This window comes from Amycolatopsis sp. H20-H5 (assembly GCF_035828755.1).
In the GTDB taxonomy this organism is placed as follows: Bacteria; Actinomycetota; Actinomycetes; order Mycobacteriales; family Pseudonocardiaceae; genus Amycolatopsis.
In genome coordinates this window covers 26,701-38,255 of sequence record NZ_JAYMZS010000094.1, presented here as the reverse complement: position 1 = coordinate 38,255, position 11,555 = coordinate 26,701, and the positions used below count along the sequence as shown (strand labels likewise).

General features: G+C 69.3%; 12 protein-coding genes. 6 read left to right on the top strand and 6 right to left on the bottom strand.

The features are described from left to right. Nucleotides 1–122: 122 nt before the first annotated feature. Entirely contained in the window at nt 123–407 is a 285-nt protein-coding gene (locus QMK34_RS35480; protein WP_326419087.1) for a YciI family protein, read from the bottom strand. 229 nt (nt 408–636) lie between these two features. Here QMK34_RS35480 and QMK34_RS35475 point away from each other — a divergent pair, with 229 nt between their 5' ends. The 4 genes from QMK34_RS35475 (at nt 637) to QMK34_RS35460 (ending at nt 3,712) form a co-directional block, all read left to right on the top strand. Next, nucleotides 637–1,212: a SigE family RNA polymerase sigma factor gene (locus QMK34_RS35475; RefSeq protein WP_326419080.1), complete on the top strand. Its 576-nt coding sequence runs from the start codon at nt 637–639 to the stop codon at nt 1,210–1,212. A gap of 90 nt (nt 1,213–1,302) precedes the next feature. Beyond that, entirely contained in the window at nt 1,303–2,484 is a 1,182-nt protein-coding gene (gene nagA / locus QMK34_RS35470) for an N-acetylglucosamine-6-phosphate deacetylase (RefSeq protein ID WP_326419086.1), read from the top strand. 17 nt (nt 2,485–2,501) lie between these two features. Further along, complete coding sequence (locus QMK34_RS35465; RefSeq protein WP_326419079.1) at nt 2,502–2,933, top strand: hypothetical protein; 432 nt, start codon at nt 2,502–2,504, stop codon at nt 2,931–2,933. Between the two features lie 65 nt (nt 2,934–2,998). After that, on the top strand, nt 2,999–3,712 hold the full coding sequence (locus tag QMK34_RS35460; RefSeq protein WP_326419078.1) for a DedA family protein: 714 nt from the start codon (nt 2,999–3,001) through the stop codon (nt 3,710–3,712). A gap of 72 nt (nt 3,713–3,784) precedes the next feature. On the opposite strand, the gene QMK34_RS35455 is transcribed toward QMK34_RS35460, so the two are convergent. The 4 genes from QMK34_RS35455 to glf all read right to left on the bottom strand — a co-directional run bounded on the left by QMK34_RS35455 (nt 3,785) and on the right by glf (nt 7,423). After that, nucleotides 3,785–4,342, bottom strand: a complete 558-nt coding sequence (locus QMK34_RS35455; protein ID WP_326419077.1) for a hypothetical protein — start codon at nt 4,340–4,342, stop codon at nt 3,785–3,787. 411 nt (nt 4,343–4,753) lie between these two features. Then, entirely contained in the window at nt 4,754–5,689 is a 936-nt protein-coding gene (locus QMK34_RS35450) for a decaprenyl-phosphate phosphoribosyltransferase (protein WP_326419076.1), read from the bottom strand. Further along, nucleotides 5,686–6,204 (bottom strand): phosphatase PAP2 family protein, encoded by a 519-nt coding sequence (locus QMK34_RS35445; RefSeq protein ID WP_326419075.1) that lies wholly within the window; start codon nt 6,202–6,204, stop codon nt 5,686–5,688. Before QMK34_RS35445 ends, QMK34_RS35450 begins: the two co-directional genes overlap by 4 nt. Next, entirely contained in the window at nt 6,197–7,423 is a 1,227-nt protein-coding gene (gene glf / locus QMK34_RS35440; RefSeq protein ID WP_326419074.1) for a UDP-galactopyranose mutase, read from the bottom strand. Before glf ends, QMK34_RS35445 begins: the two co-directional genes overlap by 8 nt. An 89-nt stretch (nt 7,424–7,512) precedes the next feature. On the opposite strand from glf, the gene QMK34_RS35435 reads away from it, so the two are divergent. Beyond that, a complete protein-coding gene (locus QMK34_RS35435) occupies nt 7,513–9,522 on the top strand; it encodes a DUF6541 family protein (RefSeq protein WP_326419073.1) in 2,010 nt (669 codons plus the stop codon). 215 nt (nt 9,523–9,737) lie between these two features. On the opposite strand, the gene QMK34_RS35430 is transcribed toward QMK34_RS35435, so the two are convergent. Continuing rightward, nucleotides 9,738–10,625, bottom strand: coding sequence for an LLM class flavin-dependent oxidoreductase (locus QMK34_RS35430; RefSeq protein ID WP_326419072.1), 888 nt, complete (start codon nt 10,623–10,625; stop codon nt 9,738–9,740). A gap of 80 nt (nt 10,626–10,705) precedes the next feature. On the opposite strand from QMK34_RS35430, the gene QMK34_RS35425 reads away from it, so the two are divergent. Continuing rightward, entirely contained in the window at nt 10,706–11,527 is an 822-nt protein-coding gene (locus QMK34_RS35425; protein ID WP_442785279.1) for an HAD family hydrolase, read from the top strand. The last annotated feature ends 28 nt before the right edge of the window (nt 11,528–11,555 follow it).

Below are 11,555 nucleotides of genomic sequence, written 5' to 3'. Positions count from 1 at the left end.
CTTCCCGAGTCGCACCGCCCGCGACGCCAGCCCGCCCAGCAGAAGGAATGGTCACACGCAAACACTCGCACAACCAGCAGCCGATATCACGAACCGACACGCAAAGATCTAGCTCTGTAGTACTAGTTGGCGGGTGGGACCCACGCGCCGATCACGGGCTTGTACTCACGCACCGTGCGCTCCGCGATGACGCCTTCGAGGTGGTAGGGGTCCTGGTCGATGAGGGCCTTCAGGGCCGTGTCGTCCTCGGCCTGGTAGAGCGTGATGCCACCGAGGCCGTCGGCCAGGGGGCCGGCGACCGCGACCTTGCCCTCCGCCGCGAGGGCGCGCAGGAAGTCGCGGTGCCGGGGGCGCACCTCGGCGAGCTTCTCCTGCACGTAGGTGATTTCGACGAGATACCAGGCCATCAGAGCCTCCAACGCGGAACGGGACGGTGCGGTGCCGACCGTACCGATGCCGTCCATCATCCGGGTGAGCGTTCCCACCATCCGATCAGTGGCAGGACCGGGCCGACCCGATACGCTGAGCAGGCATCGGGAACGCGGTGAGGCGTTCGGGACAAAAACAGGTACGCGCCTGGATCGACGTGAGCAAGACCGCGCGCGGCCGTACCGGGTACAGGACAGGCAGGGGTTCATGCTGGAGGGCAATGCGGAACGCAGTGTCGAGGCGACCCTCGGCCATCTGCGGACCATGGACGGACCGGTCGTGCCGCAGCCCCCTGCCGCACCGCTGAACTTGGAAGACCTCTATCGCACCCATCGCATGCGCCTGGTCAGGCTCGCCATCCTGCTGGTGGACGAACCGGCCACGGCCGAGGACGTCGTCCAGGAGGCCTTCACCGGCCTGCACCGCAACTGGAGCCGCCTGCGTGACGCGGCGGCCGCCGTCGGGTACCTGCGCACGGCCGTGGTCAACGGGTCGCGCAGCGTGCTGCGCCGCCGCAAGACCGCCCGCGAGTACGTCCCGCCCCACGCGGTGAACGCCCGTTCGGCCGAAAGCCTGGCCATGCTCTCGAGTGAGCACCAGGCCGTGGTGAGCGCGCTGTCGAAGCTGCCGCCGCGCCAGCGCGAGGTGCTGGTGCTCCGGTACTACGGCGGCCTGAGCGAGGCCGAGATCTCCGAGGCGGCCGGGATTTCGAAAGGTACCGTTAAGTCAACCGCCAGCCGGGCGCTCGAGGCACTGCAGAAGGCGATGCAAACCCCGAATTAACCCGGCTGATCCGCTCTAGCGCTGGGTTGTACCGCCATGCCTGGTCCAGACCAATATATGCTGAGTGACGTGAAGGGCGCCGGAGATTTCGTGATCACGGGCGGCCGGGTCGCCGCCCCGGACCGGGTACTCGACGACGGCTGGCTGGTGATCGCCGAGGGGCGTATCCGGCAAGTGGGTTCGGGCGCTCCGCCAGGCGGGGAGCACGTCGACGTGAACGGGGCACTGGTCGTGCCCGGTTTCATCGACACCCACTGCCACGGCGGGGGTGGCGGCTCGTTCTCGAGCGGCGATCCGGACGAGCTGATGAGCGCTGTGCGCTCCCATCGGCGGCACGGCACGACCACGATGATCGCGAGTCTCGTCTCCGATCCGATTCACGCGCTGTGCGACCAGATGGCCGCGCTGCGTGAGCTGGTCGAGGACGACGAGGTCGCGGGCATCCACCTCGAGGGCCCGTTCATCTCCAAGATCCGCTGCGGCGCGCACGATCCGGCGGCACTGCTCGAACCGGACACGGCGACCATCAACGCCCTGCTCACCTCGGGCCGGGGCGCCATCCGGATGGTCACGCTGGCCCCTGAGCTGCACGGCGGGGTGAAGGCCGTCCGGCAGCTCGCCGAGTCCGGGGTCATCGCCGCGCTCGGGCACACCGACGGGATCGAAGAGCAGATCCGGCCCGCCGTGGACGCCGGGGCGACCGTCGCCACCCACCTGTTCAACGGCATGCGCCCGCTCCACCACCGCGAGCCGGGGCCGATCGGCGCGCTGCTGGACGACGAGCGCATCACCGTCGAGCTGATCTGTGACCTGGTTCACCTCCACCCGACCGTGGTACGCCTCGCGGCGAAACACGCCGGGCGGCGACGCACCGTCCTCATCACCGACGCGATGTCGGCGACCGACGCCGCGGACGGCCGCTACAACCTCGGCAGGCTGGAGGTCGACGTCCGCGACGGCGTCGCCACCCTCGCCGAGAACGGCTCACTCGCCGGGAGCACGCTGACGATGGACACCGCGTTCCGTAACCTGGTGCGCGGCGCGAAACTCGACGTGCTGGACGCCGTGTGGGCGACTTCGGGCAAACCGGCCGAGCTCCTCGGCATCGCCGATCGGACCGGGGCGCTGCGAGCGGGCCTGACCGCCGACGTGGTCGTGCTCGACCACGAGCTGCGTCCGGCGAAGGTGCTGCGCCAGGGCAAGTGGGTCACGGAAGTGGGCCCGGCTACCTTGAGCGGGACAGGCCACGCATCGGCCGTTGAGGGCGGTTAGGACGAACGGGTGAGGACATGAGCGAGCCGAAGGACCCGGAACAGCTACTGGCCGACGCACTACGAGCACAGGCCGTGTTCGCACCGCAGGCCGAGCGGCTGCCACCGGAGGCTCCGCCCGAACCGCCCGAAAAGACGGACGAAAAGGATGAGCCGGGCGTGACCGCCGAGGTCGTCACCCCGGCACCCGAACCTGCCTCGGTCTCGTCCACGGCGTCGACCGAGGCGAGCGGGATGCCCCCGCAGTACGGGCTGCTGTCCGGCGCGGGGGCTGACTCGCTCGAACGCGAACGGGCGGCACTCGGCGACGAGGAGGCCGCGGCGGAGGAGGCGACCGTCCGGCGTCCGGCCCCGGCGAGCGTCCCGCTGCCCGCGCACTGGGTGCTCCTGCTGGCCCTGCTGCTCGGGCTCGCCGCCGGTTCGGTTGTCGGGCTGCTAACCCTCGTTTAACCGTCCCCTACCAGGACTTCCGCGTCCTGTGAAGGCACACAGCGTCACCCTGTACCGTTTTCGGTGTGATCCTCGCGCAGACCACAGAGACCATGTCCATCATGCCGTCCTGGCTCGACCCGCTTCAGCTGCTGGACGGGCTGACCGGGCCGGTGCTGGCCGTGCTGTGCCTGATCATCTTCATCGAGAGCAGCGTCTTCCCGGTGCTGCCGGGCGACTCCCTGCTGTTCACCGCCGGCCTGCTGATCGCGAGCGACAAGCTCCAGGCTCCGCTGTGGCTGGTGTGCGTGCTCGTCACGGCCGCCGCGCTGCTGGGCAACGCACTCGGGTACTTCATCGGCTGGAAGGCGGGGCCGGCGCTGTTCAAGCGGCCGGACTCGCGCTTCTTCAAGAAGGAGTACATCGACAACACGCACGCCTTCCTGGAGAAGCACGGCCCGAAGGCGGTCGTGCTGGCCCGGTTCGTGCCGTTCGTGCGGACGTTCATCACCTGGATCGCGGGCCTCGGCCGGATGGACCCGAAGCGCTACTTCACCTACACGGTGATCGGCGGCATCCTGTGGGCCGCTGGCATCACCGTGCTCGGGGCGCTGCTGGGCAACATCGGCTTCATCCGGAACAACGTCGACTCGATCTTCATCCTGATCGTGCTGATCTCGGTGGTCCCGATCGCGCTCGAGTACCTCAAGTCCCGCCGCGAGAAGAAGGCGACCGCGGCTGGCGCTCCCGCCGAGACTCAGGCCGAGGTCACCCAGCGCATCCCCCGCGTCAAGGACTGATTCCCAGCTGCCTCTGAAGGCCACCATGAGGGCGTTTAAGTCCCTCATGGTGGCCTTCAGCGCATTGCGGGGTCAGGTGCCGTAGCCGCCGGGAGCGGCGGGAGCGGCGGGGGCGTTGCCGCCGGGAGCGGCAGGGCCACCGCGCTGCATGCCGCCGCGGCCGCCGCGATCGCCAGTGCCGCCGGGGCCGCCGTTGGGGCCGCCCTTGTGCTGACGGGAGATGCCAGGCCGTTCGTTGCCCTGGTTACCGTGGCCGGAGAAGCCCACAGCCGCGCCTACGATGCCTCCGCCCAGCAGCACGCCCACCAGGCCGACGCCCACGAGCTGCGTCGCCCGGTGCCCGGCGAAGCGCCGGAAACGTCCTGGGCCGGTCGGCTGCGGCTGAGCGGGCACCCAGCCCGGCGGCGGCCCCGCCGGAGGCTGAGGCGGGCCCGCGGCGGGTGCGGCCTGTGGCGCCTGCTCCTGGTGCGGTGTGGTGGCCTCCGCCGGAGCCTCGGCCTGGGGCACCCCGGCGGCGGGCTGAGCGGGGTGCACGGCGGTCTGCTCGACGGTCTTGTCCTCGACCGTCTTGTCCTCGGCACCCGCCACGAGCTGTTCGCGCGTCGGGTCGTGGTCCTTCGGGTCATTCATCTTCGGCTCCTGGTGTCACGGAGACCGGCGTCCTGCCTGCCTCCGCTTTCCAGAGTGAGCCGGATTCCTGTGCGGAAGCTGTACGTAACCTGTCGAATCACCCTCCGAAACGCCGAACGCGCTGAAGGCCACCTTGAGGGACTCCAGGTCCCTCAAGGTGGCCTTCAGAGGCAGTCGAGGACTTAGAGTCCCCTTCAGCCGCCACCCCAGGTTTGCCGTGTGCCCTGATGGGAGCCTTCACGGCGTTTAACGCCGTCATGGTGGCCTTCAGGGGCACGCGCGAAACGGTGGTGGCGGTATGAGGCGGGCGAATGGGTAGGCTTTCCGTCCTTTGTGGAGGGTAGGCGGCTTCGAAGGACGGGCGCCCGAGGCTTCGAGCGGCGGCTGCTGCGACAGTTCTCAGACGCGTTCTTACAGGTAGAACGAGAGGAACAGGGTGATGATCCAGGTCCCGCCGAGGACCTGGAGGACCCGGTCGCGCAGGGCGATCTCCTCGGGCTCGCCGCCGTTGCCGCCGTCGACGTCGACGGCGTAACGCAGGACGGCCACCACGAACGGGACCATCGAGACGACGGCCCAGAGCGAGTTGTCGGACTTCTGCCGCAGCTCGAACGCCCACATGCAGTAGGACATGATCAGGATCGCGGCCGAGGTGGCCCAGACGAACCGCAGGTAGCTTGCCGAATACTTCTTCAGCGAGGAGCGGATCTTCGCCCCGGTGCGCTCGAACAGCATGATCTCGGCGTACCGCTTGCCCGCCACCATGAACAGCGAACCGAACGCCGTGACCAGCAGGAACCACTGCGACATCTGGATACCGCTGGCCACCCCACCGGCGATCGAGCGCATCAGGAAGCCCGAGCCGACGATCGCCAGGTCCACCACCGGCTGGTGCTTCAGGCCGAAGCAGTAACCGAGCTGAACCGCTTCGTACACACACAGCACGACAGCGAGCTGCCAGCTGGCGAGGAACGAGACCCCGAGCCCCGCCGCGAAGAACACGACGGCCGAGACGTAGGCCACCGGCACCGGCACGATCCCGGCCGCGATCGGCCGGTTCCGCTTGGTCGGGTGGGCCTTGTCCGCCTCGACGTCGACCGCGTCGTTGATCAGGTAGACCGAGGAAGCGACCAGCGAGAACGCCACGAAGGCCACGATCGCGTCCAGGAGCAGCCCGGTGCGGTCGTTGGACTTCGAGAACACGAAGAACGGCGCCGCGAACACCAGCACGTTCTTGACCCACTGGCGTGGCCGGGCGGTCTTGAGGATGCCCTTCGGCAGTGCCAGCGGGCCTCCCTTGGGAGCCGGGGTGGCGACATCTTCGGCTCGCTCGGTCGTTTCGCTCATCGTCGCTTCAGCTTCCCTCTGATCAGACCGCCGATCAGGCCCCCCAGGGCGGCACCGGCCAGCACGTCGGTCGGATAGTGAACGCCGAGCACGAGACGTGAAGCCAGCATCGGCGGTACGAGTGCGGGCACCAGGTTACGCCCGGTCAATCCGGAGTAGAGCACCGCCGCCGCCGTGGTGGAGGTCGCGTGCGAGGAGGGGAAGCTCAGCTTGCTCGGCGTCCCCACCAGCACTTCGACGCTGGGATGGTCCGGCCGCGGCCGCCGGACGACCCGCTTGACGGCGATCGACGCGGCGTGCGCGCCGACCACTCCGACCGCTGCGACCAGCCAGTCCTTGCGCCGCGGCTTGTCCACCGCGGCGCCGATCAGGCCGAGCGCGAACCAGCCCGCACTGTGCTCACCGAAGTGCGAAAGCCCACGAGCGGCCTTCACCGTGACGTCACTCTTGAGGACGCTCTGCGCCTTGGAGAGGACGGCTACTTCGCCAGTGGCCGAGCTGCCCTTCTCAAGCATCTTCGAGGGACCCGTCGAGCGGCGCGCCATCGGTCAGGTGCGGGGCGATCTTGTTGTCGAACGCCGAGAGCGCCGAACCGATCGCCATGTGCATGTCGAGGTACTTGTAGGTGCCGAGGCGGCCGCCGAAGAGCACGTTGCGCTCCTTGGCCTCCGCTTTCGCCAGCTCCCGGTAGGCCTCGAGCTTCTCGCGGTTCTCCGGGGTGTTGACCGGGTAGTACGGCTCGTCGTCTTCCTTCGCGAACCGCGAGTACTCGCGGACGATGACCGTCTTGTCGGTCGGGTAATCCCGCTCCGGGTGGAAGTGGCGGAACTCGTGGATCCGGGTGTACGGGACCTCTTCGTCGTTGTAGTTCATGACGGGAGTGCCCTGGTAGTCGCCGGTCGCGACGACCTCCTGCTCGAAGTCCAGCGTGCGCCAGCCGAGGCGGCCTTCGGAGTAGTCGAAGTAGTGGTCCAGCGGGCCGGTGTACACCGTCGGCGTACCGGCGGGGATGTGCTCGCGGACGTCGAAGTAGTCGGTGTCGAGCCGCACGGTGATGTTCTCGTGCTCGGCCATCTTCTCGAGCCACGCGGTGTAGCCGTCGACCGGCAGGCCCTCGTAGGTGTCGTTGAAGTAGCGGTTCTCGAAGTTGTAGCGCACCGGGAGGCGGTTGATGATCGACGCGTCCAGTTCCCTGGGGTCGGTCTGCCACTGCTTGGCGGTGTAACCCTTGACGAACGCCTCGTACAGCGGGCGGCCGATCAGGGAGACGCCCTTGTCCTCGAGGTTCTGCACCTGGGCGGCGTCGACCTCCGCCGACTGCTCGGCGATGAGCGCACGCGCCTCGTCGGGGGTGTGCGACTTGCCGAAGAACTGGTTGATCAGTGCCAGGTTCATCGGGAACGAGTAGACCTGGTCCTTGACCCGCGCGAACACGCGATGCTGGTAGCCGGTGAACTCGGTGAACCGGTTGACGTACTCCCACACCCGCTTGTTCGAGGTGTGGAACAGGTGCGCACCGTAACGGTGCACCTCGATCCCGGTCTCCGGTTCGGCCTCCGAGTAGGCGTTGCCACCGAGGTGACTGCGCCGTTCGAGGATGAGGACCTTCTTACCGAGCTCGGCTGCCGCTCGTTCGGCCACTGTCAGGCCGAAGAAACCGGAGCCGACTACGATCAGGTCGTAACCGGTGAAATCGTCTTCAGTAATCTTGGCGGGGTTCGTGTGCGCGCTCACGGGCGCTCAGGGTACGCAGGTGCTCGCCGGTGCCCGCACCGAGCATCACGTTTTACCTTCTTCACACGCCCCACCTAGGAAGCAGCGGAGTGACTGCACCGGACACGTTCTGGCCGTATTTCGGCGCGATCGCCACCTATCTGGCAGTGCTGGCGATCCCCGGCGGCCTCATCGGGTACGCGTCCGGCGTCCGCGGCTGGCCGCTGGCCGGGCTCGCCCCGCTGCTGAGCTACGCGGTGACCGGCCTGGCCGGGCCGTGGCTGGCACTGGCCGGTCTGCCGTACAACACCGCCTCCGTCGCCGTCTGCACGCTGCTGCTGTCCGCGCTGGGTTACGGCCTGCGCAGGCTCGCGCTCAGCCGCGGCTGGGTCACCGCGGCCGCCGAAAAACCACCTTCGAGCTGGTCACGCCGGGAAAACCTGGCCGTCGCCGCGTGTGTCGCGGTCGCCACCGGGCTGTCGATCCTCGTGGTGCTTTCGGCCAAGGGCGGCACGACGGCGGTCTTCCAGCGCTGGGACACGGTGTTCCACGCGAACGGCATCCGGTACATCGCCGAGACCGGTGACGGCTCGCTGACCGGCATGGGCACCATCAACTGGTACCCCGACGGGCAGTTCTACCCGAACGCGTACCACCTGGTCGGCGCCCTGGTCTACAGCATCTCCGGGGCCACCATCCCGGTCACGCTCAACGCCATCACGGTGCCCGTCGCGGGGCTGTTCGCGCTGTCGATGGCGGCGCTGGTCCGCCAGCTCGGCGGCCGCGCGGTGCACGCCGGGTGCACGGCGCTGGTGGCCGCCGCCGCGACGACCGGCGCCTACGAGTCCGTGTCCAGCGGGCTGCTGCCATTCGCACTGGGCATCGTGCTCACCCCGCTGGCGGTGGTCGCGCTCCAGCGCTTCGTCGTCGCCCCGGCGCCCGCGACCGGCTACGTCCTCGCGCTGACGGCGGTCGGGCTGCTCGCGGCGCACTCCAGCGCGCTGTTCGGGGCGCTGCTGTTCGCGTTCCCGCTCGTGCTGCAGCGCTGGTACCGGGCTTTCCGGGGCAAGGCGACCGACGGTGTAGCGGAGGAGACCTCCGGCCTGCGGGTGGCCGGTGGCGACGTGCTGCGCATGCTGCCGGTGATGGTGGCCAGCGCGCTGCTGGCCGCGCCGCACATCCTCGGCGCCCTCACGTTCACCTCGGGCTCGTACCCGTACTACCCGTGGGGCTCGGATCTCCCGGTCGGCCGGTCGCTGGCGCTGCTCGCGACGTTCCGGCAGGTGCTGAGCATCCCGCAGGTGTGGCTGACCGTGCTGCTCGCGGTCGGCGTCCTGAGCTTCCTCGCGCTGGGCCGGATGCGCTGGGTGCTGCTCTCCGCGCTCGGGCTTTCGGTGCTGTTCGTGCTGGTCGCCTCGTTCGGCGCCGAGCCGTGGGTGATCTCGCTGTCGCGGCCGTGGTGGAACGACCGCTACCGGCTGATGTCGCTCGCCGCGATCCCGCTGTGCCTGCTCGCCGGGCACGGCATGGCCGAGATCCAGCGCTGGTTCGCGAAGTACATGTCCGGCCGCGCCTGGGTGCGCGCGCGGCCCGCGCTGCCCGCCCGCCTCGGCCTGGCGAGCGCGACGTTCGTGGTGCTCGCGGTGGCGGTGCTGACCGGCGGTTTCTACACGACGGCGAACGCGACGGCGGTGTCGTTCCTGTACTACAACGGGCCGGAGGGCGAGGTCGAGCCGCCGGTGCTGCCCGCCGAGCTGACAGCGATGAAAGAGCTGGTCAAGCTGGGTGCCGGGCCGCACGAGAAGGTGCTCAACGACCGGCTGGACGGCACGGCCTGGCTGTACGCGATCACCGGCATCCACCCGGTCGCCGGGCACTACGACGGCGGCGCGGGCCCGAAGGACGCCTCGTACCTGCTGCTGCACTTCCGCGACTACGACACCGACCCCGAGGTGCGGGCGGCGGTGGCGCGGCTCGACGTGCGGCACGTGCTGCTCGGGCACGGTTCGATCCGGCCGGGCGCGCCGCGGGCCCCCGGCCTGCGTGACCTCGACGGCCTGGACTTCCTGCGCAAGGACTACCAGAACCCGGACGCCACGATCTACACGATCGTCAAGTAGCGGACTCGTCAAGCAGCGGGCAAGGAGAGGGCCCCCGTGGTCGCGGACTGCCCCTGTCGCGACCACGGGGGCCGTTGTCCCCCATCACCCCCGGGGTGAACCAGGTGGGCCGCGAACGGCCCGTCCCCCCTGGTTTAACCCGTTACATGTACTCGACGAAGAAAGCGGGTAATCGGTTTCCTGCTCGGGCCGATATCACCCGTTCGGAGCAATACTTAGGTCGTACGCAACGTCGGTAGCACCTCGTGGGCGACCTTTTCGAGGACCGCCTCGTGCCCCTCGTACGGCTCGCCAGAGCGCGGCCAGTGCGAGACGACATCGGTGAACCCGAGTTCACCGGCCCGCCCGACCGCGTCGGCGAAGGCGTCCACGCTCGAGAGCGAAAACACCGGCCCCGAGTCGAGGCTGAGGTAGCGGTGGATGCTCGTGGGCTCGCGGCCCGTCTCGGCCAGCCGTTCGCCGAAGATCTCGACGAGCTCGGCGATGCCGCGCCACCACTCGTCCATCGTCTCGGACTTGCGGCCGGTGGTGACCCAGCCCGCGCCGAACCGGGCGGCGAGCGTCATCGAGCGCGGGGCGTTCGCCGCGACGACGAACGGCAGCCGCGGGCGCTGGACCGTGCCCGGGAGGTTGCGGGCGCCCTTCGCCCGGTAGTACTCGCCCTGGAAGTCGAACTTGTCGGTCATCAGCAGCCCGTCGAGGGCCTCGATGAACTCGGTGAACCTGGCCATCCGCTGCTTGACGCTCAACGCGGGCCCGTCGAGCACCTCGGCGTCGTAGTGCTCGTGGTCGACGCCGGCGCCCACACCGAGGATGAAGCGGCCGTCGGAGATGTCGTCGAGGGTGTTCAGCTCACGCATGAACGGCACGGGGTGGCGGGCCACCGGCGATGCCACGAACGTGCCGAGGCGGATCTTCGAGGTGACCATGGCCGCCGCGGTCAGTGTCGGGACCGCGCTGAACCACGGGCCGTCCACCAGGTTCCGCCAGCCGAGATGGTCGTAGGTCCAGGCGTGGTCGAAGCCGTATTCCTCGGCGGCCTTCCACTTGGGCTCGGCGGCCCACCAACGGTCTTCGGGGAGAATGACGATTCCTGCGCGCACAACGACCGACCGTATCGGCTGTGACCGGCAGTTCGCCGCACGGGACGATATTCGGTGGCCGCGTCAGGAAGAATGAGGGCGTGGACAAACCCCTGTTGATCGCGTCGGACGTGGACGGCACCCTGCTGAGTCCTGCCGAGACCCTCACCGACCGCACCATCGCCGTGGTCCGCCGCGCCGTCGACGGCGGGGTGCCGTTCGTGCTGGTCAGCGGCCGCCCGCCGCGCTGGATGGCGCCCATCGCCCAGCCGCTCGGGCTCGACGGCTACGCGGTCTGCGCGAACGGCGCGGTGCTCTACGAGGTCGGGACGGACACCGTGATCGCGGTGCACGGGCTGCTCGAACCCGAGCTCCTGCACGACGCGGCGAGCGCGCTCGACAAGGTGCTGCCCGGCTGCCGTCTGGCCGCCGAGCGCATCAACGCGGGGGCCGGGGCCGCGGACCACGAGATGCGGAACTTCGTGATCGAGCCGGACTACCACAATCCCTGGGGCGACGGCGAAGGCCGGACCTCGCCCCGCGCCGAGGTCCTCGGCAAGCCCGCGATCAAGCTGCTGATCAGCAGGCGCGGCATGCGCTCGGACGAGATGGCGCTGGCCGCCCGCGAGGTGCTCGGGCACGCCGTCGACGTGACGTACTCCTCGAACTCCGGCCTGATCGAGCTCGCCGCGCACGGCGTCACCAAGGCGACCGGGCTGGCCGAGGTCGCCGAGCGGCTCGGGGTCGCGGGCGAGCGGATCATCGCCTTCGGGGACATGCCCAACGACCTGGACATGCTGAGCTGGGCGGGCCACGGCGTCGCCATGGCCAACGCACACCCCGCCGTACTCGAGATCGCCGACGAGGTCACCGGCCCCAACGCCGAGGACGGCGTCGCCCAGGTCCTGGAACGCTGGTTCTGAACCCGCGCGGTCCCTTGGTCCACTGTCC

Bases quoted from the DNA above. Each gene is read 5' to 3' on its own strand.
- QMK34_RS35480 (WP_326419087.1), bottom strand. From the start codon at position 407: ATGGCCTGGTATCTCGTCGAAATCACCTACGTGCAGGAGAAGCTCGCC.
- QMK34_RS35475 (WP_326419080.1), top strand. From the start codon at position 637: ATGCTGGAGGGCAATGCGGAACGCAGTGTCGAGGCGACCCTCGGCCAT.
- QMK34_RS35465 (WP_326419079.1), top strand. From the start codon at position 2,502: ATGAGCGAGCCGAAGGACCCGGAACAGCTACTGGCCGACGCACTACGA.
- QMK34_RS35455 (WP_326419077.1), bottom strand. From the start codon at position 4,342: ATGAATGACCCGAAGGACCACGACCCGACGCGCGAACAGCTCGTGGCG.
- QMK34_RS35450 (WP_326419076.1), bottom strand. From the start codon at position 5,689: ATGAGCGAAACGACCGAGCGAGCCGAAGATGTCGCCACCCCGGCTCCC.
- QMK34_RS35445 (WP_326419075.1), bottom strand. From the start codon at position 6,204: ATGCTTGAGAAGGGCAGCTCGGCCACTGGCGAAGTAGCCGTCCTCTCC.